Annotated in this window: 20 protein-coding genes and 2 pseudogenes; 12 read left to right on the top strand and 10 right to left on the bottom strand. The window is 59.1% G+C overall.

The window, feature by feature from the left end:
* Positions 1-22 precede the first annotated feature (22 nt).
* From ABH909_RS25375 to ABH909_RS25360, 4 genes are all read left to right on the top strand, one after another.
* Positions 23-637: an RNA polymerase sigma factor gene (locus ABH909_RS25375; RefSeq protein WP_429438365.1), complete on the top strand. Its 615-nt coding sequence runs from the start codon at positions 23-25 to the stop codon at positions 635-637.
* Entirely contained in the window at positions 631-867 is a 237-nt protein-coding gene (locus ABH909_RS25370) for an anti-sigma factor family protein (RefSeq protein WP_429438363.1), read from the top strand. The genes ABH909_RS25375 and ABH909_RS25370 overlap by 7 nt, the downstream gene beginning before the upstream one ends.
* 230 nt (positions 868-1,097) lie before the next feature.
* Entirely contained in the window at positions 1,098-2,441 is a 1,344-nt protein-coding gene (locus tag ABH909_RS25365) for an OprO/OprP family phosphate-selective porin (protein ID WP_429438360.1), read from the top strand.
* 145 nt (positions 2,442-2,586) lie between these two features.
* Positions 2,587-3,711 carry a GNAT family N-acetyltransferase gene (locus ABH909_RS25360; RefSeq protein WP_429438357.1) on the top strand — a complete coding sequence of 375 codons (1,125 nt, stop codon included), beginning with the start codon at positions 2,587-2,589 and terminating at the stop codon, positions 3,709-3,711.
* A gap of 20 nt (positions 3,712-3,731) precedes the next feature.
* On the opposite strand, the gene aqpZ is transcribed toward ABH909_RS25360, so the two are convergent.
* The 3 genes from aqpZ to ABH909_RS25345 form a co-directional block, all read right to left on the bottom strand.
* A complete protein-coding gene (gene aqpZ / locus ABH909_RS25355) occupies positions 3,732-4,430 on the bottom strand; it encodes an aquaporin Z (RefSeq protein ID WP_429438354.1) in 699 nt (232 codons plus the stop codon).
* Positions 4,431-4,673: 243 nt separating this feature from the next.
* Positions 4,674-5,279 carry a pyridoxamine 5'-phosphate oxidase family protein gene (locus ABH909_RS25350; RefSeq protein WP_429438352.1) on the bottom strand — a complete coding sequence of 202 codons (606 nt, stop codon included), beginning with the start codon at positions 5,277-5,279 and terminating at the stop codon, positions 4,674-4,676.
* 18 nt (positions 5,280-5,297) lie between these two features.
* The gene (locus ABH909_RS25345; protein WP_429438349.1) at positions 5,298-5,783 is read right to left on the bottom strand and encodes a GNAT family N-acetyltransferase; all 486 of its coding nucleotides are present in this window, start codon (positions 5,781-5,783) and stop codon (positions 5,298-5,300) included.
* A 140-nt stretch (positions 5,784-5,923) separates the two neighbouring features.
* On the opposite strand from ABH909_RS25345, the gene ABH909_RS25340 reads away from it, so the two are divergent.
* The 3 genes from ABH909_RS25340 to ABH909_RS25330 all read left to right on the top strand — a co-directional run bounded on the left by ABH909_RS25340 (position 5,924) and on the right by ABH909_RS25330 (position 8,121).
* On the top strand, positions 5,924-6,349 hold the full coding sequence (locus tag ABH909_RS25340; protein ID WP_429438346.1) for a YybH family protein: 426 nt from the start codon (positions 5,924-5,926) through the stop codon (positions 6,347-6,349).
* 115 nt (positions 6,350-6,464) lie between these two features.
* On the top strand, positions 6,465-6,809 hold the full coding sequence (locus tag ABH909_RS25335; RefSeq protein WP_429438343.1) for a YciI family protein: 345 nt from the start codon (positions 6,465-6,467) through the stop codon (positions 6,807-6,809).
* 76 nt (positions 6,810-6,885) lie between these two features.
* Positions 6,886-8,121 carry an RNA polymerase sigma factor gene (locus tag ABH909_RS25330; protein WP_429438341.1) on the top strand — a complete coding sequence of 412 codons (1,236 nt, stop codon included), beginning with the start codon at positions 6,886-6,888 and terminating at the stop codon, positions 8,119-8,121.
* Positions 8,122-8,255: 134 nt separating this feature from the next.
* On the opposite strand, the gene ABH909_RS25325 is transcribed toward ABH909_RS25330, so the two are convergent.
* On the bottom strand, positions 8,256-9,110 hold the full coding sequence (locus ABH909_RS25325) for a LysR family transcriptional regulator (RefSeq protein WP_429438338.1): 855 nt from the start codon (positions 9,108-9,110) through the stop codon (positions 8,256-8,258).
* 90 nt (positions 9,111-9,200) lie between these two features.
* Between ABH909_RS25325 and ABH909_RS25320 the strand changes: the two genes are divergently transcribed.
* Positions 9,201-9,638: a multidrug/biocide efflux PACE transporter gene (locus ABH909_RS25320; RefSeq protein WP_429438335.1), complete on the top strand. Its 438-nt coding sequence runs from the start codon at positions 9,201-9,203 to the stop codon at positions 9,636-9,638.
* A gap of 117 nt (positions 9,639-9,755) precedes the next feature.
* Here the strand turns inward: ABH909_RS25320 and ABH909_RS25315 are convergent.
* Positions 9,756-9,860, bottom strand: a pseudogene (locus tag ABH909_RS25315) (magnesium transporter CorA); the annotation flags it as partial.
* A gap of 277 nt (positions 9,861-10,137) precedes the next feature.
* Here ABH909_RS25315 and ABH909_RS25310 point away from each other — a divergent pair.
* A pseudogene (locus ABH909_RS25310) lies at positions 10,138-10,830 on the top strand (methyl-accepting chemotaxis protein); the annotation flags it as partial.
* 165 nt (positions 10,831-10,995) lie between these two features.
* Positions 10,996-11,763, top strand: coding sequence for a methyl-accepting chemotaxis protein (locus ABH909_RS25305; RefSeq protein ID WP_429440104.1), 768 nt, complete (start codon positions 10,996-10,998; stop codon positions 11,761-11,763).
* Between the two features lie 51 nt (positions 11,764-11,814).
* Here the strand turns inward: ABH909_RS25305 and ABH909_RS25300 are convergent, their stop codons facing one another.
* The 3 genes from ABH909_RS25300 to ABH909_RS25290 form a co-directional block, all read right to left on the bottom strand.
* Positions 11,815-12,993 (bottom strand): GAF domain-containing sensor histidine kinase, encoded by a 1,179-nt coding sequence (locus ABH909_RS25300; RefSeq protein ID WP_429438332.1) that lies wholly within the window; start codon positions 12,991-12,993, stop codon positions 11,815-11,817.
* A 168-nt stretch (positions 12,994-13,161) separates the two neighbouring features.
* Entirely contained in the window at positions 13,162-13,467 is a 306-nt protein-coding gene (locus ABH909_RS25295; RefSeq protein ID WP_008071898.1) for a PepSY domain-containing protein, read from the bottom strand.
* A 203-nt stretch (positions 13,468-13,670) separates the two neighbouring features.
* Complete coding sequence (locus ABH909_RS25290) at positions 13,671-14,795, bottom strand: glycerophosphodiester phosphodiesterase (protein ID WP_429438329.1); 1,125 nt, start codon at positions 14,793-14,795, stop codon at positions 13,671-13,673.
* 235 nt (positions 14,796-15,030) lie between these two features.
* On the opposite strand from ABH909_RS25290, the gene ABH909_RS25285 reads away from it, so the two are divergent.
* Positions 15,031-15,357: a DUF2025 family protein gene (locus ABH909_RS25285; protein ID WP_429438326.1), complete on the top strand. Its 327-nt coding sequence runs from the start codon at positions 15,031-15,033 to the stop codon at positions 15,355-15,357.
* A gap of 146 nt (positions 15,358-15,503) precedes the next feature.
* Here the strand turns inward: ABH909_RS25285 and ABH909_RS25280 are convergent, their stop codons facing one another.
* Both ABH909_RS25280 and ABH909_RS25275 read right to left on the bottom strand, forming a co-directional pair.
* Positions 15,504-15,827: an antibiotic biosynthesis monooxygenase family protein gene (locus ABH909_RS25280; RefSeq protein WP_429438323.1), complete on the bottom strand. Its 324-nt coding sequence runs from the start codon at positions 15,825-15,827 to the stop codon at positions 15,504-15,506.
* On the bottom strand, positions 15,824-16,531 hold the full coding sequence (locus ABH909_RS25275; protein WP_429438321.1) for a CTP synthase C-terminal region-related (seleno)protein: 708 nt from the start codon (positions 16,529-16,531) through the stop codon (positions 15,824-15,826). The genes ABH909_RS25280 and ABH909_RS25275 overlap by 4 nt, the downstream gene beginning before the upstream one ends.
* 15 nt (positions 16,532-16,546) lie before the next feature.
* Here ABH909_RS25275 and ABH909_RS25270 point away from each other — a divergent pair, with 15 nt between their 5' ends.
* Complete coding sequence (locus tag ABH909_RS25270) at positions 16,547-17,488, top strand: LysR family transcriptional regulator (RefSeq protein ID WP_429438318.1); 942 nt, start codon at positions 16,547-16,549, stop codon at positions 17,486-17,488.
* Positions 17,489-17,542: the final 54 nt, after the last annotated feature.

Genomic DNA, 17,542 nt, shown 5'->3' with positions numbered 1-17,542 from the left:
CTCATTCGGATAAGAGGCATCAATGGCTGCCGCTGACGACGCTCTACTACTCGAACGCCTGCTGGCGGGAGAGCAGAGGGCTTTCAAGGAATTGGTCAGCACTTACCAGAGCGCGATGCGCGCGGTGGCCTATGCCATCGTCGGCAACCGACACGCCGATGAAGTGGTCCAGGATGCCTGGCTGTCGGTGGTGCGTAATCTGGGCGGGTTCGAGGGGCGTTCGAGCCTCAAGACCTGGCTGCTGACCATCACCGCCAATTCGGCCAAGAGCCGCTACAAGCAAAACCGCCGGGAAGTGCTGCTCGATGACCTTCCTTCGCCCCATGGAACCCTTGGTGACGATCGTTTTTCATCGACGGATGGGCATTGGCTGGTGGCGCCGTACGCCTGGCATCAGGACACGCCGGAGGCGCTGTTGACCGAAAACGAGTTGCGCGAGTGTCTGGAGCACACGCTGCTCAGCCTGTCGGAACTGCAGAGCAGTGTCTTGCTGTTGCGTGAACGTCAGGGGGTGGAGTTGGAGGAGATCTGTAATCTTCTGGATATCTCGCTCTCCAATGCTCGTGTGCTGCTGCATCGGGCACGGTTGAAGGTCTTTGCGACCGTGGAGCATTTTGAGGAAACCGGCGAATGTTGACCTGCAAGGAACAAGTGGCGCGCTCCAGTGATTATCTCGATGGTCAGTTGAGTTTTCGAGAGCGACTGATGATGCGCCATCATTTGATGTTTTGTCGCAATTGCCGACGGTTCATTCGGCAGATGCGGTTGATGCAAGCCACCCTGAAACTGATGCCCGAACCCTCTGTACCTGATCTGGATGCGCTGGCTGAACGGCTTGCCAAGGAACATCTGAAAAACAAACCGTAGTTTCCCCGCGCGTAATACCCCCTTCAGCCGCTCAAACTTGCGGCTTGCAGCTCATCCCTTGACGCTGTTTTTCTGTTATTTCGATTCGAAGTAAAAAGTTCCCCTGTCATAAAATCTTTATCTATCAGCAACCCGGCTGAAATACCCCGTCTCCAAGATTCCCTCCCAACACAAGCGGGCCAGACCCGCGTGTTTCCAAGCTACAGACCACCAATTAGGGGAACTCTTCGATGATCCGTAAGCACTTCGCCGGTTTTGCCGCCAGCGCATTGGCCATGGCAGTAACCGCCCAGGCTTTCGCTGGCACCGTCACCACTGACGGCGCCGATATCGTAGTCAAAACCAAGGGCGGCCTCGAAGTCGCCACCACCGATAAAGAATTCAGCTTCAAACTCGGCGGTCGCTTGCAGGCTGATTACAGCCAGTTCGATGGCGTCTACACCAAAAACGGCGATACCGCCGATGCGGCCTACATCCGTCGTGGGTTCCTGGAGCTGTCAGGTGTGCTGTACACGGATTGGGCCTACGCCATCAACTACGACTTCTCCCACAACAGCGGTGATTCCGATAACGGTTACTTCGACGAAGCGTCGCTGGCCTACAACGGCTTCAAACCGGTCTCAATCAAAGTCGGTCGTTTTGACCCGGACTTCGGCCTGGAAAAAGCCACCAGCTCCAAGTGGGTCACCGCGCCAGAGCGCAACATGGCGTACGACATGGTCGATTGGGCCAACAGCCACCAGAATGGCCTGGGCCTGCAAGCCTCCAGCACCTTCGCTGATTCGTTCTACGCTTCCGCCGGCGTGTTCAGCAAAGACACTGACGATACCGATGGCAACAGCATTAAACAGGCCAACGGCCGCTTTGTCTTCGCGCCGATGCATGACGCCGGCAACGTGCTGCACTTTGGTGTGAACGTGGCTTCCCGGGATGTCTCCGACACGGCGTTCGACTCGCGTTATCGCACCCGCATGGGCATGCGTGGCGTCGAAACCCTCGGCGGCAACGATGCTGGCACCAACGGCAACCGTCCGGTGCTGGGCGGCAGTTCCACTTCGGCTGCCGGCTCCTACGACCGTGACGACGCTGTCGGCCTGGAAGCCGCATTCGCCATGGGCCCGGCCTCGATCCAGGGTGAATACATCGCCCGCAAGACCAAAGCCGATGCCAGCAACCTTGAAGACATCGAAGGTCGCGGTTTCTACGTTCAGGGTGCCTACACCCTCACCGGCGAAGCCCGTGGCTATAAAGTCGGCAAGTTCGATTCAATCAAGCCAGCCAACAAATCCATCGGCGCTTGGGAGCTGTTCTATCGTTACGACAGCTTGACCGTCGAAGACGACAACATCACCACCGCCAGCCTGACCCGCGATGTCGGCGATGCGGAAGCCCAAGTGCATACTCTGGGCGTCAACTGGTACGCCAACGAAGCGGTGAAAATCACTGGCGCCTACCTCAAGGCCAAGACGGACAACGTGACCAATGCGACAGCGGCCAGCGGCACGACGCCTGCCCGTCGCACCGGTGATGACAGCGGTGACGGCTTCGTGGTCCGCGCTCAATACGTGTTCTAAATCGCAATAGCTGCTGTAAGAGCTCTTTCTTCATCCGTTAAAGCTCCTTTCGTTTTAACCCCGCTTCGGCGGGGTTTTTTTTCGGGTCAGGCATCAGATAAGCGATACTCCACCCATCTGTAGAAAATGATGGTCGGGGATACAAATGCCGCTGCAACGTCTGAAAAGTCTGTCCGAAATCAAGCCGCACACCTGGGACGCGCTGGTACCGGAAACTCAGCCGTTTCTGCGCCATGCCTTTCTGAGCGCGCTGGAAGACAGCGGCAGCCTCGGCCCGCATTCCGGCTGGCAGCCCGAGCATCTGTTGCATGTTGACGGCGATCGCCTGATCGCCGCGCTGCCCAGTTACCGCAAATGGCATTCCTACGGCGAGTACGTGTTCGACCATGCCTGGGCCGAAGCCTGTGAGCGTGCCGGCATCGACTACTACCCCAAGCTGTTGACGGCGGTGCCATTCAGCCCGGTCAGCGGGCCGCGATTACTGGCGGCGACGTTCGAGGACGGTTTCGAACTCCTGCAGAGCCTGCCGGGTTATCTGGAAATCGAAGGCCTCTCCAGCGCCCATATCAACTTCACCGATCCATTCACCGACGCGGCATTGGCTGAACAGCCTGGCTGGTTGCAGCGCATTGGCTGTCAGTACCATTGGCAGAACCGCGGTTATCGGGATTTCCAGGACTTCCTCGACGCCCTCAGTTCGCGCAAGCGCAAGCAAATGCGCAAGGAGCGTGAGCAAGTGGCGGGGCAGGGCATCGACTTCGAATGGCTGGAAGGACGGCAACTGGATCAGGCGCAGTGGGACTTTGTGTATGCCTGCTACGCCAATACCTACGCGGTGCGTCGGCAGGCGCCGTACCTGACGCGGGAGTTTTTCAGTCTGTTGGCCGAGCGCATGCCGGAGTCGATCCGTGTGGTGCTGGCCAAGCAAGGTTCACGACCGGTGGCCATGGCCTTCAGCCTGGTCGGGGGCGCCAGCTTTTACGGTCGTTACTGGGGCTGCCTGGCAGAGTTCGATCGTTTGCACTTCGAGACCTGTTTCTATCAAGGCATGGATTACGCAATTGCCAACGGCTTCCAGCGTTTCGATGCCGGCGCTCAGGGCGAGCACAAGTTGATTCGAGGCTTTGAGCCGGTGATCACCCATTCCTGGCATTACCTGCGCCATCCGGGCTTGAAGGCGGCGGTGAAAGACTTCCTTGAGCGCGAGCGGGTCGGGGTGATGGGGTATGCGGAAGAAGCGAAGACAGCCTTGCCTTACCGGCAAGGCTGATTTTCGCGTTATGTCCCTTATCAGCTGTCTTCTTTGCCCAGCCAGCGATACATCACACCGCCGATGACCGCACCCAGAATCGGCGCCAGCCAGAACAGCCACAGTTGTTGAATCGCCCAACCGCCGACAATCAGCGCCGGGCCCGTACTGCGGGCCGGGTTGACCGAGGTGTTGGTGACCGGAATCGAGATCAGGTGGATCAGGGTCAGCGCCAGGCCGATGGCGATGGGCGCCAGCCCGGCCGGGGCGCGTTTGTCGGTGGCGCCGAGAATGATCAGGATGAACATGGCGGTCATCACCATTTCACTGACAAACCCCGCCGCCATCGAGTAGCCGCCGGGCGAGTGTTCGCCGTAGCCATTGGATGCAAGGCCACTGGCCAGTTCGAAGCCGGGTTTGCCGCTGGCGATGAAGTACAGCAGAGCCGCTGCGATGATCCCGCCAATCACTTGGGCGATGATGTAGGCGGGCAGTTCTTTGGCAGGAAATCGTCCGCCGACCACCAGCCCGACCGAAACCGCAGGGTTGAGATGGCAGCCCGAAATGTGGCCGATAGCGAAGGCCATCGTCAGCACCGTCAAACCGAATGCCAGGGACACCCCCAGCAAACCGATCCCTACGTCTGGAAACGCCGCCGCCAGGACCGCACTGCCGCAACCCCCCAACACCAGCCAGAACGTACCTACTAATTCTGTAGCCGAACGTTTGAACAAAGACATAGTGAGTTTCCCTGTCGAGATAACACTGTCGTTGTGCATCCAGCAGATGGACTACAGAACCATCTCCAGTACCTTGGCTGAGTACAGCAGGGTTTTAATGAAATTCCAGTGACCATAAAAACCGCCGGAGACTGTGTCAAAAGGGGTGTGGCGGTTCGCTGATCTAATGTGTGCGGGCTTATGTGGTGAGGGGGCTCGCCCCCTCACCACATGAGTCTGCTCCCACAGTGGCTAGTTGTCGTGTCAGTAAAGACTATCCCGCACTCTCACCGGTGCTTCCCGGTCATACGCCTCGGCATCGAACTGCCCATCGTTCAGGCGCTGGTGAAACGCCCCGGCGGTCGTCAAGGCAGAGCGTTCGAGGTGTTTGTGCGGGTTCCACAAATCCGAACGCACAATCGCTTTCGAGCAGTGGAAATACGCTGCTTGCACCGTCACCAGCATCACCGTGCGTGCCGGTTTGCCATTGACTGCAAAACTCTCCAGCAACTCGGGCTCGGCGCTGATCTGCGCTGTGCCGTTGACCCGCAGTGTCTCGCCGATTCCCGGGATGATGAACAGCAGCGATACCCGCGAGTCGAGCACGACATTGCGCAGCGTGTCGATGCGGTTGTTGCCCGGGCGATCCGGAATCGCCAGCGTGCGCTCATCGATAATCCGCACGAAACCCGGCGTATCGCCACGCGGCGAGCCGTCCATGCCGTCGGGGCCGACCGAGCTGATTATCACCAGTGGCGAGGCGCGGACCATCGCCTGATAGTCCTCGTTCAGAAATGGGATCTGCTTGCGCACCGCGCGGTCATGGGGCACGCCGTAGATCGCTTCCAGCGCTTCGATTGAATTCAACATCGTTCATCCCTTTACGAATCAGAAAACCAGCCCCATCCGCCGTTCATAACCGATCCGGCCCTTGTACGCTTCGCCGCTGTCGACAAAGCCATATTTGGCATACAGCGCGATGGCCGACTCGTTGTCTGCATCCACCGACAACTCCAGCCCTTTGATTTCCGGCCATGCCTGGCGCGCCGCCTCGGGCAGGGCTTGCAGGCAGGCTTTGCCATAGCCTTTGCCCTGGGCACGGCGATCGACTTGCAGGGCGTGCAAGGTGGCGCTGTGTTCGTCGGCCCAGGCCGGCAGCACCGGCGGGCGCTTGAGCAGCAGGAAGGCCACCGGAACATCCTCCACCAGCAGCGCAAAGCCTTTGACCCCAGGGGCTGGCTTGGAGAGCAAGGTGTGCAATGCACCATGGATGTCGCCGGAGAACCGGATTTGTTCGGCGTGGATTTCGATCGCCTCGACCTGTTGACGCTGCAGGGCGTTCAGGCTTTCGTAAGGCACGAGTCGGGCTGTCACTGGAGTGTCCTTTTTCCAACGGAAATGAGCTTCGGATTCTAGCGAATTTGCTCCCATGGATTATTTTTATTTCGGTTGTCGATTTGGCTGTTCGTCAGACGACTAAGGGTGTCTTCAACAAAAAAACACGGAGAACCATCATGAATGCTCAGACCCAAATCCGTAACCTGATCGATACCTATCGCCAGGCAGTCATGGCCAAGGACGTGGAAAAGGTCATGGCCCTGTATGCCGATGACATCGTCTCCTTCGATGCGGTCAAAGCCCTGCAATTCAAGGGCAAGGCGGCTTATCGTGCGCATTGGCAGGAATGCATGGAGATGTGCCCTGGCCCGCACATTTTCGAGTTCCACCAGATCAACATCGTGCCGTCGCAGGAGATCGCTTTCGCTCATTGGCTGGCGCATTGCGGCGGCACCAATGAGAAGGGTGAAACCCAGGCCTGCTGGATGCGCGTCACTGCGTGCTACCGCCAGGAAGCGGGCTTATGGCAGATCGTTCACGAGCATTGGTCGGCACCGTTCGACATGACGAGCGGCGCGACGCTGTTCAATCTGGAACCTTGATAGTCGGTCTGATTCGTCGGCTGTTTATCGGAAAGCAGCGCCAAAGCGCCCGTCTGCAGCCATAGTTGATCCGTTCGATCAGGGCACAGTGTCCCCAAGAAATGGAGAGCCCCCTATGAAGTATTTATGCCTGGTCTACAGCAACGAGCACGAGTTGCACTCGCTGCCCGACAGCCCCAAGGACGCTGAGTGCATGGCCTATGCCGAGTCGATTCAGGGCAGTGGGCGGATGCTCGCCGCCGAAGCGCTGGAGTCGGTGCAGACCGCGACCACCGTGCGCATGCGCAACGGCAAGGTGTCGATCACCGATGGCCCGTTCGCTGAAACCAAGGAGCAATTGGCTGGCTTCTATTTGATCGATGCCAAGGACCTCAATGAAGCCCTCCAGGTCGCCGGCAATATTCCGGCGGCCCGGGTCGGCTGTGTCGAGGTGCGGCCCGTTCGACAGTTGAATCCCTGAATAACCGGCACAACAGGAGTGCTTTGATGAGTCTGCCACCGTTGCAAAGAAAGCCCGCCGAAGGCACGCCGCACTGATGCCTGGCGAGTCGGTACGGGCGCGAGTCGAGCAGGTTTACCGCGAAGAGTCGCGGCGGATTCTGGCGACCCTGATCCGTCTGCTCGGCGATTTCGACCTCGCCGAAGAAGCGCTGCATGAGGCATTCTTCGTCGCGGTCGAACGCTGGCAGCGTGACGGTGTGCCGGACAACCCGCGTACCTGGCTGGTGTCCACCGGGCGCTTCAAGGCCATCGATGTGTTGCGTCGGCGCGCGCGCTTTAATGCGTCCCGGCCGATGTTGATCGCTCAACTGGAAGCGCTGGAGCAGGCTGACTGGAGTGATGAAGACGTGGAAGACGATCGCCTGCGGCTGATCTTCACCTGTTGTCACCCGGCACTGGCGGCGGATGCTCAAGTGCCGTTGACCCTGCGCGAAGTCTGCGACCTGACCACTGAGGAAATCGCCCGGGCCTTTCTCTCGGCACCGGCCACTATCGCCCAGCGCATCGTGCGGGCCAAGGCGAAGATTCGTGATGCGAAAATCCCTTATCAGGTGCCCACCCTGACGGAATTGCCCGAACGTCTCGACAGTGTGCTGCGGGTGATTTACCTGGTGTTCAACGAAGGCTATTCGGCGTCTATCGGCAACCAATTGACCCGCGAAGACCTGACGCGTGAAGCGATTCGTCTCGGTCGGTTGTTGATGGAATTGCTTCCCGAGCCGGAGGTGATGGGGTTGCTGGCGCTGATGCTGTTGCACGAATCCCGGCGTCCGGCCAGGACCTCATCGAGCGGTGAACTGATAGTGCTGGATGAACAGGATCGCTCGTTGTGGGACGCCGAGCTGATTGCCGAAGGCTGCGCACTGGTGGAACGGGCGCTGACAATGCGGCGCTTCGGGCCTTATTGCCTGCAAGCGGCGATTGCAGCGGTGCATGCCGAAGCGCCCACGGCGGCGGAGACGGATTGGCCGCAGATTGTCGGTCTGTACGACGTGCTGCTGCGGGCCGTGCCGTCACCGGTGATCGAACTCAACCGCGCGGCGGCGCTGGCCAAACGCGATGGTCCGTTGGCCGGGTTGATGTTGATCGAAGGGATTCTGGCGCGGGGCGAATTGCTGGATTACCACCTGGCGCATTCGGCGCGGGCAGAATTTTACCGGCAGTTGGGGAGGGTGGAAGAGGCGCGAGCGGCGTATGAGCGGGCGCTGCAATTGACACAGCAAATGCCGGAGCGGCGGTTTATCGAGGGGCGGCTGCGGGCGTTAGAGTGATCATGGATGTGCAGTGCGGCGGCTGGCCTCTTCGCGAGCAAGCCCGCTCCCACAATGTTTTTGTGTCGGACACATATTCTGCATACACCAACGATCAAATGTGGGAGCGGGCTTGCTCGCGAATGGCAGCACCGCTATTCCAGCATCTTGCCAAGCAACCAACTCCCCGCCGGCCCCGGCGGATGCAGCCGCGACCACAGCGCATCGACGTACACCGCTTTCGGCCAACCGCGCACATTCAGTTCCACCAATGAGCCAGCCCCGAACCGCCCCACCAACCACCGAGGCAACGGCGCCCAGCCGAATCCGCCCTGGGCCATTTCCAGCAGCATCAGGTAACTCGGTGCCGACCAGACGCGCCCCTTCGCCCGGCTTTCATACGGATTGACGATCGTCGCCAGACGCAGCTCGCGGTGCCGTTGCAGCACGTCCTGATCGATGTCATTCAGTTCCGCCAACGGGTGCGCGTGGGACACGAACAGGGCGATCTCCGTGCGCTCGTCCACCGTCGAACTGACCAGGTCTGGTGGGTAACTGTCCTGCCTCTCGGCGAAGGCAACATGCGCTCGACCCCGTTGCACCAAGGCCACCAGGTCATCGCATTCGGCGATCAGGCATTCCAATTCCAGGTCTGGATAGCGCTGCTCAAAAGCACTGAGCGCCGCTTCAAAACGGTCGGACTGATAGGTGTCGGAAATTGCCACCGTCAGCTTCGGCTCGACGCCTTGGGACAGTTGGCTGGCGGCCATTTCCAAACGGCTGGTGGCGGCCAGAATCTCCTCGGCCCGCTGCAACATGACATGCCCGGCCGGGGTCAGGCTCGGCTTGCGGCTGCTGCGGTCGAAGAGGACGAGATCAAGGTCGACTTCCAGGCTGGCCACCGCGGCGCTGATGGTCGACTGACTGCGACCGAGCTTGCGCGCCGCGGCGGAAAACGAACCTTGAGTCGCTGCCTGGACAAACGCCAGCAGCACTTCCTGAGAAGCCATGAACTATCGCCTTGGTCGATGGTTATTGGTTATGAAGTATCGGTTTGAAGATGGATCATGGCAACCATAGTCCACTCTGGGAGTCTGGTCATGAACGTCAACAAATCCATCACTGAACGAATTTTCCAGGCCATCGGTTTCGAACTGCTGGCGATATTGATCTGTACCCCGCTGCTGGCCTGGATCATGGACAAACCCATGCTGGAAATGGGCGCGGTCACCATGGCCATTGCAGCCCTTGCGCTGGCCTGGAACGTGGTCTTTAACGGCCTGTTCGACCGGTTGCTCAAGAGTTTTGCGATTGTGCGTAACGCTTGGGTGCGTAGTGTGCATGCGCTGTTGTTCGAAGGCGGCCTGGTCGCGTTCGGTGTGCCGCTGATTGCCTGGTGGTTACAGGTCAGCCTGTGGCAGGCATTCCTGCTGGACATCGGCGTGCTGCTGTTTTTCCTGCCCTACACCTACGTGTACCACTGGGGTTACGACGTGGTGCGTGAGCGGCTTTTGGTGCGCAGAGCGTGCGAGATTTAAAAGCAAAGATCGCAGCCTTCGGCAGCTCCTACATTAACTGACTACAACCATGATCACGGATGTACCCAATCGGCGTAGGAGCTGCCGAAGGCTGCGATCTTTTGATCTTAAAAATCCTGCCGAATCGATTTTCCGACCACGCTCGCCGGGGCGAAAACTGAAGCCGTAAAGCAGGCCGAACAGGTCGGAATCGCGATGGCGCTGGTCGATGCGGTGGTTCATGAGGTCGCGCTGCGAGGAAGTGCCTGTCGGGGGTTCACAGGCTCACTTGAGCCTCATCATCGCAACCTGCCTTGAAGATTTTGTGACAGTTGAAGGGCGCCGCAAATCCGGGCTCCTACCGATGGTCGGAAGGGCTCAAGAAAGGCTCTGGCCCGCCGATGACGCTGATGTCGATCTTGCGAGGCTGGTGGTGAACCAGCGTCGCTGACAGGGATGTCCGGACATCTTGCACGCCAATCTTGGGCGTGCCTTATCCCTGTCATGAGATACCACTCGAATGTTTTTGCAAAAATCCCTGAGAGCGCAAATCCTCGCCCTGTTGAGCGGCAGCCTGTTGGCGATATTGCTGATCGCGTTGGCCTGCTTTCACTTCCTGTCCAATGGCGTTCAGAACTACGCGAGCCTGATTGAAGGCCCATTGCACACCTCGCAATTGATCGATGAAGCCAACCTGCAATTCAAGGTGCAGGTCCAGGAGTGGAAGAACGTTCTGCTGCGCGGCAAGGAACCTGCGAACCTGGACAAATACTGGAAGCAGTTCGAGGACCGCCAGCGCGACGTGCAGGGCATCCTCGGTGAACTGGCCGGGCAGAGAGGTATCGAGCCGCAACTCAAGACCCGCATCGAACGCCTGCGTGAAGAGCATCGTGTGTTAGGTGTGGCCTATCAGAAGGGCCGTGATGCCTACGTGGCGGCCGGTGCCGACCCAACAGCCGGCGACAACGCGGTCAAAGGCGTGGACCGTGTAGCCAGCGAGCAGATGAGCGAGTTGGTCAGCGAGTTGCGCAAGCAGGGGGCCGAGCAATCGAAGCTGATCAGCGCCAGCGCCGATCGGACGGTGTTGTTGGGGCTTGTGGTGATGCTGGTGTCGGGTCTGCTGATTGGTTTGTTGAGTCTGTGGCTGGTCAACCGCAACCTGGTGGAGCCGATCCGTAAACTGATCGACTATGTGGCACAGCTTAGCCAAGGGCGCTTCGCCGAGCGCGTGGCCAGCAATCGTCAGGATGAGTTGGGCAACCTCGCGAGAGCCGCCAATACGTTGCGCGATTTCCTCGCCGAAACGTTCAGCCGATTGCAGCGCAGTGCGACGGACCTGGACAGCGCCAGCGGCGAGTTGAACTCGATTGCCGGCCTCATGGCCAGCGGCACCAACGAGCAATTCAACCGCACCGATCAGGTGGCCACGGCGATGAACGAAATGTCCGCCACCGCGCAGGAAGTCGCGCGTCACGCAGCCGACGCGGCACGTGCCGCCGATGACGCCGACCAGTCCGCCCAGCAGGGCGAAAAAGTCATGCAGGGCACCATTCACACCATCACCCAAATGCGCGGCGAAATCGCCAACACCGCCACGGTCATCCGTCGTCTGGAAGCCGACAGTGGGCGCATCGGTAAAGTGCTGGAAGTGATTCGCGGCATCGCCGAACAGACCAACCTGCTGGCGCTCAACGCCGCAATCGAAGCGGCCCGTGCCGGTGAAGCCGGGCGTGGTTTTGCAGTGGTCGCCGATGAAGTACGCAGCCTGGCCCAGCGCACGGCGGCGTCGATCATCGAGATCAACCAGATCATTCAAACCGTGCAAACCGGCGCAGTGGACGCTGCCCAGGCAATAGAAAGCGGCCAGTCGCGCAGCGAAGAAAGCGTCGAGCAAGTGACCCAGGCTGGCGCCATGCTCGAGCGCATCACCCATGCCGTGGAAGCCATTCGCGACATGAACCGCCAGATTGCCACCGCCGCCGAAGAACAGACGTCAGTGGCCGAAGACATTTCGCGCAACCTCACCGAAATCACCAGCATCGCCAGTACCAACCTGGACAACGTGCAACGCACCGAAGCGGCCAGCCATAATCTGCATGGCTTGTCGGGGCAGTTGAATGAAGTGACGGCGCGGTTGAGCGCTTAGTGAAATGGGCAGTCAATCGTCCGTCAGTCACGCTAATGAAGAGCGTTGAGGCTACTGTGTCAAAGCCAGCGTAAACATGAACTCCGTCCCCTCGGACGGAGTTGATTTCACATCAAGCCGCCCCCCATGAGACTGCGCAATCTGACTGGCAATGTACAACCCCAACCCGAGACCGGTCTGCGGTGATCCGCCGGCTGGCTTCGAGTAGGGCTGGAACAGGTGCGGCAGCGCATCCTCGGCAATCAGCCCGTGGTTTTTCACGCTCAACACAAAGTGTTTTTCCTTGACCTGTGCACTGACCTCGATCGGGCCATTGGGATCTCCATGGACAACGGCGTTTGCCACCAGATTGGATAGCAATTGCGCGACCCGTTCGCGATCGCAACTAATGTTGTTCAAATCCCCAATCGACGACTGAATGATGCGTTTGGGGTGAATGCTCTGGATCTCGGAAATCACGTGCCGCAACGCCTCTCTCAGGTCTGGGCATGGCTCGATGTTCACCGGGATGCCTCGGCCCAGTGACCCCCGGGCAAAGTCCAGCACATCGTCCACCAGTTTGGTTGCCCGTCGGGCGCTGGTGAGGATGTGTCGGGCGCGCTGCTCATTCGCCGGGTCGGAAAGTTTACGCAGGAGCATTTCGGCACCGGCACTGATCGCGAACAAGGGGTTGCGCAGGTCATGGCCAAGCACGGCGATGAACTGTTCGCGCAGTTCGGCGGTTCGGCGTTCCTTGACCAGCGCCGCTTCGGTCTGTTGCAGGATTTCTTCTGCTTCGATTTGCAGCGCGAGCATGCGGGCGAACGATTCCATGGTGCTCAGGATCGTGCTGGACTTGAGTGGCGCAGGATGGGGATCAAGGGCGCAGATGGTGCCAAAAAAACGTCCATCGGTGCGCAAAATCGGCACGGCAATGTAGCTTTTGAATTGATAGGTGTGGGGCGTGTGGCGATCGCTGTAGAGCGGATCTTCACTGGCGTTGTCGATGATCACCGAGCGGTGGCACTGGCGCACTTCATTGCACAGGGTGGACACCAGGTCCAGTTTGTCGCCCACCTTCAAACCGAAATCCAGTCGATCAAGCACCGCGCAGGCCGTCCAGGAATCATCAGTGACCCGGGCCACTGCCGCGAACCGCAATCCGGTCAACTCACTGATCACCTGAAGAATCGCCGGCACCGCGCTGATCCGGCCGATTGTGGCGATGTCTGCTGCCGCTGTTTGCCCCATATCCTTGGTTCTCTGCTTCTACGTGCCAAATGGTTTTTGTGGTTTTTGAAGGATTCTAGCGGGCTTGTGTGAATTGTCGCGACTTCGTTCGTCGCGTCAGTGAACGGCCTTACGCCAAACGCAAAAAAGCCGCACGACCCGAAGATCGTGCGGCTTCTTGCAGATGAATCACTTGTCTTGTTTGTTGCTCAGAACCTTGCCGGTAGTGGCGTCGAAATCCACATCCCACTCGGTGCCATCCGCCAAACGCAGTTCAACTTCATATTCGTAACCGTTGAAGTGGTTGTCCAGGTCGGTATCGGTAATCGTGGCACCCGGGTGCAACTTCAAGGCCGCCTGGTTCAGTTCTTCCAGCGGTTTGATCTTGCCACTCTTGACCAACTCGGGGATCTGGTCGACGCGAACGTCAGCCTGGGCCAGGCCAGCGGTGAGAGTCAGGGCAGCGGCGGTGAACAAGGCAGTTAAGGTTTTCATGAAGTTCTTTCCTTGGGTGAACTGTTTAAGTGGGATCAGATTAACCAGCGCAACTTAATTCACCCTTAATTACCTGTGGCGTCAGCTTGAAAGCCTCGCGGGCAAGCCTCGCTCCTACAAGTTTTTGGTACGCCACGATATTGTGATCGCCACGTAACTTGTGGGAGCGTGGCTTGCCCGCGATGCAGGCGCCACGGTCCAAATCAGTACCCGTTGTTCTGCAACAACTGCGCAACACTCGCCGCCGCTGGCCGCTTATAGAACTTCAGCAGTTCGCTGGCGCGGTTGGTGAAGATGCCATCGACACCCGCATCCATTACTTTCTGATAATCCACGGCATCGTCGATAGTGTAGACATGCACCAACAAGCCCTGATCATGGGTGTACTGGTTCATCCACGGTTGCACCAGGTCGGAATAGCTCTGATCGCCACCCTTGGTCAGTGCGGCCGAAGGGCCGGTACCGATAGCGCCTTGGGCCTTGGCGTAGTCAACCCATTGCTGGAATTCGGCTTTGTCTTTCGGTTCCTGTCTGGCGTAGTAGGTGGCTTTATCCTTGTCACCGGATTCAGCGAACGTCACTTTGGATTTTGGCTCTATGCTGCCTTCGCCCACCCACAACAGCAGGATTTTCGGCACTTTCGGCATTTCCTTCTCAAGCAGTTCGAGGCTGCTCTTCTCGAAGGTTTGCAACACCACTTTACCTTTGCCCTGACCGACCGCCAGATTGCTCTTCGCCAGTTTTGAACCGGCCGGGCTCAGCCAGCCGCGATCCTGCAATTTATCCTTGAGGTCGCGCTCGATGCCGGGAAACTGCTTTGGTTCTTTGGTTTCGATGTACAGGCCCGGCTTGTGCAGCGGGTTGCCCTGGGCAATGTCGATGATTTCGTCCAGGGTCAGGATTTTCAGGCCCGCGTAGCTCGGGCGTGCGCGATCCGGGTAAGCGGTGTTGAACCAGCTGCCGGCGTCCAGAGTTTTGAGTTCGGCAATAGTGAATTCGTTGGCCAGGCTGTCCTTGCGCTCAGGGAACTTGGTGGCGACGTCGGTGGTGCGTTGCAGGTTGTTATCGTGCAGGGCGAACAGCACGCCGTCCTTGCTGCGTTGCAGATCCAATTCCAGGTAATCGGCACCCAGATCACGGGCCAGTTTGTAGGCCGCCGCGGTGGATTCCGGTGCATCGAAAGACGCACCACGGTGGGCGATCACCGCCGGGTGCGGAATGCCCAAACGGGTCGCCAGTGCGGTGGGGCTTGGCTCGTTGGCCTGTGCCAGGCCGAGGCCGAGCATCAGGCTCAGCAGCAAGGCGCTCTTGATGAAGTTGACAGGCATGCTCGAAGTCCTTTTGCGATGGATTTTCAAAGACGTCTCTTTTAACAACTGAGCGCCGCTCGCGCTATCGCCAGACCGACATAAACGTGTTTAAAGGAGTTTTTTTCTGCGCATTTGTGCGGTTCTTTGCAGTACTCTTGGCCCCGGCAATTTCCCCGGCAGAGGGAAAACCGTTCGCTTGCCCTGCGTGTAAACCATCGATCACCGGTCCTTCGACCTTTTTGTGAGGTTTATCATGCGCATCACATCCCAGCTCATTTGCCAGGCCGCCGACCAACTCAAAGGCTTCGTCGGCCTCAATCGCAAGACCGGTCAGTACATCGTGCGTTTCAGCGAAGACTCGTTCGGCATGGACGTGGCCGATGATGGCATCATCCCCACCAGTGAATTCGTCTGGGCTCCTGGCCCCGAGCAGACCATGACGCTCAAGCGCGAACTGATCCAGTTGCTGCTGGACCAGAACATCGACGATCGGATCAACATCACCGAACCGTTGCGGGTGTATATGAACCGGCGGGAAGTACCGGAAATTTCGGCGGTGAGGAGTTTAGTGCGGGGTTGAGGGTTTTGTGGTGTCAGGTCGGGCCTCTTCGCGGGCAAGCCCGCTCCCACATTTGATCCCTGTTGGGCACAAATCTTGTGTGCGCAGGAGATCCCCCTGTGGGAGCGGGCTTGCTCGCGAAGGCGATGCTAAAAACACCACAGCAATCACTGCTCAAACAGATACGCCCGCTCAACCCTGCACACCCGCGTATGACACGCCGAATACCAGGTCGACCGCCCACGCTCGCGAATCGCACTGTGCTCGGGATTATGTTTCCAGGCCAGGATCGCCGCTTCGCTATTCCAGTAGGACACCGTAATCCCAAGCCCATCCGCACCTCGGGCCGATTCCACGCCAAGGAAGCCGGGTTGCTCCCGGGCCAATTGCACCATGCGTTCGGCGGCCTGTTCGTAACCGTGATCGCCGTCGGTGCGCAGCGAAGTGAAAATCACCGCGTAGTAAGGCGCTGCAGGCGTTTGGGCGATCATGATTGTTGCCTCGCACAGGCCTCGATCAACGCCCGAACCAAAGGCGGCAGAACTCCCTTAAGCGCGGCGCGTTCCGGTTGGAACAGCGTGGCGACGAAGAACGGATGATCTTTTAGCTCCACCGCCCGCAAATCTCCCGCCGAATCATGGCCAACCGCGTGCAACTGTTGTTTCAGTAGCTCCCGTTCAAACTCGGGATTCACACCATAACGGCAGCGATATCCCTCGCGAATTTCAGCGTTTTCGTACGCCTTGGCGATCAACGAGCCTTCAACCAAATGAATGCTGTCGACGGCTTCCACCAGCGAACAGGTCAGCGGCGTGAGTAACGCTCGCGTGGCCTCGGGCGAGGTCTCGCCGTGTTCGGCATCGCTCCAGCCCAGAACGTTGCGGGCGAATTCGAGCACCGCGTACTGAAAACCACCGCAAGTGCCGAGGAAAGGTCGCTGCTGCTCCCGGGCAAAACGGATCGCCCGTAACGCGCCGTCCATGTCGCGATAAGGGCTGGCGGGCACGCACCAGAAACCATCGAAGTCATTCAGTGGCGTAGCGGCGTTGATGCGGTCGGTGGCCAACCATTGAAACTGAATGTCTTGGCCTGAGTGTTCGGCAGCCATGCCGAGGGCGACGGGAATGGCTTGGTGGGCGGTGACCTGTGGGTCGTAATCGCCGATCAGTGCGATGCGGATGGCGCTGGTTTCCATGAGTGATCTCGACGCTTGTTGATTCCTGGCACCCACTATAGATTGGCGTTCACGCAATCAATATTGGCGTTATCCCAAGTGATCAATGCACCGACGCACTATCGGCTGGACTACCCGGACCTGTCCCTGATCCTCGCCCTGGTGCGCGGCGGCTCTCTGGCCCGGGCGTCGGCGTTGTTGAAGCTCGACGTCTCGACGGTGTTTCGCGCCGTCCGCCGACTGGAAGCCGCGTTGGGTCAGCAACTGTTCGAAAAGAGCCGCGCCGGTTACCTGCCGACCACGCTGGCGCAGACCCTGGCCGAGCAAGCTGAGCGCGCCGAACAAGCGCTGGAGGCGGCGCGCATTGGCGTGGAGCAGGGCGGTGAAATCATCAGCGGCACTGTGCGCCTGACGTGCACCGATTCAGTCCTGCAAAGTTTGTTGTTGCCGGCGCTGGCGCGGTTCATGCCGTCTTACCCGGCGCTGACCATCGAACTCTGCACCTCCAACGATTTCGCCAACCTCAGCCGTCGCGATGCTGACATCGCCTTGCGCTTGACCCGCACACCGCCCGAACATTTGGTGGGTCGGCGGTTGGCGGATATTTCCTACCGGGTATGTGCCAGCGCGGCCTATTTGCAATCAGTCGATTCCCGCGACCTGGCTGCATTGACCTGGATCGCCCCGGACGACTTCCTGCCCGATCACCCCACCGTCGCATGGCGCCGTCAACAATTGCCCGGCGTGACGCCTGGTTATCGCTGTAACAGCATGTTGTCAGTGACAGAGTTAGTGCGGGCCGGGCTGGGTGTTGCGGCGTTGCCGGACTTTTTGATCGGTGACGGACTGCAACCGTTGACCGAGCCCTTGCACGGTTACGACACAGCCCTGTGGCTGCTGACTCGCCCGGATTGCCGCGCGTTGCGCTCGGTGGTGACGTTGTTCGATGAGTTGGGGCGCACGCTGAAACTTCCTTGAATAGCGGTTCCTTACTTTACGAACGCTTCAGTTTCATTCTGAAACAAATTACGG

It is taken from the genome of Pseudomonas sp. BS3782 TE3695 (genome assembly GCF_050435305.1).
Lineage (GTDB): Bacteria > Pseudomonadota > Gammaproteobacteria > Pseudomonadales > Pseudomonadaceae > Aquipseudomonas.
Note: the sequence above shows the minus strand (reverse complement) of the source record. Positions and strands in the feature narration are given on the sequence as shown.

Coding starts and splice junctions, on each gene's coding strand:
- ABH909_RS25375 (WP_429438365.1), top strand. CDS start 23: ATGGCTGCCGCTGACGACGCTCTACTACTCGAACGCCTGCTGGCGGGA.
- ABH909_RS25370 (WP_429438363.1), top strand. CDS start 631: ATGTTGACCTGCAAGGAACAAGTGGCGCGCTCCAGTGATTATCTCGAT.
- ABH909_RS25365 (WP_429438360.1), top strand. CDS start 1,098: ATGATCCGTAAGCACTTCGCCGGTTTTGCCGCCAGCGCATTGGCCATG.
- ABH909_RS25360 (WP_429438357.1), top strand. CDS start 2,587: ATGCCGCTGCAACGTCTGAAAAGTCTGTCCGAAATCAAGCCGCACACC.
- aqpZ (WP_429438354.1), bottom strand. CDS start 4,430: ATGTCTTTGTTCAAACGTTCGGCTACAGAATTAGTAGGTACGTTCTGG.
- ABH909_RS25350 (WP_429438352.1), bottom strand. CDS start 5,279: ATGTTGAATTCAATCGAAGCGCTGGAAGCGATCTACGGCGTGCCCCAT.
- ABH909_RS25340 (WP_429438346.1), top strand. CDS start 5,924: ATGAATGCTCAGACCCAAATCCGTAACCTGATCGATACCTATCGCCAG.
- ABH909_RS25335 (WP_429438343.1), top strand. CDS start 6,465: ATGAAGTATTTATGCCTGGTCTACAGCAACGAGCACGAGTTGCACTCG.
- ABH909_RS25330 (WP_429438341.1), top strand. CDS start 6,886: ATGCCTGGCGAGTCGGTACGGGCGCGAGTCGAGCAGGTTTACCGCGAA.
- ABH909_RS25325 (WP_429438338.1), bottom strand. CDS start 9,110: ATGGCTTCTCAGGAAGTGCTGCTGGCGTTTGTCCAGGCAGCGACTCAA.
- ABH909_RS25320 (WP_429438335.1), top strand. CDS start 9,201: ATGAACGTCAACAAATCCATCACTGAACGAATTTTCCAGGCCATCGGT.
- ABH909_RS25305 (WP_429440104.1), top strand. CDS start 10,996: ATGGCCAGCGGCACCAACGAGCAATTCAACCGCACCGATCAGGTGGCC.
- ABH909_RS25300 (WP_429438332.1), bottom strand. CDS start 12,993: ATGGGGCAAACAGCGGCAGCAGACATCGCCACAATCGGCCGGATCAGC.
- ABH909_RS25295 (WP_008071898.1), bottom strand. CDS start 13,467: ATGAAAACCTTAACTGCCTTGTTCACCGCCGCTGCCCTGACTCTCACC.
- ABH909_RS25290 (WP_429438329.1), bottom strand. CDS start 14,795: ATGCCTGTCAACTTCATCAAGAGCGCCTTGCTGCTGAGCCTGATGCTC.
- ABH909_RS25285 (WP_429438326.1), top strand. CDS start 15,031: ATGCGCATCACATCCCAGCTCATTTGCCAGGCCGCCGACCAACTCAAA.
- ABH909_RS25280 (WP_429438323.1), bottom strand. CDS start 15,827: ATGATCGCCCAAACGCCTGCAGCGCCTTACTACGCGGTGATTTTCACT.
- ABH909_RS25275 (WP_429438321.1), bottom strand. CDS start 16,531: ATGGAAACCAGCGCCATCCGCATCGCACTGATCGGCGATTACGACCCA.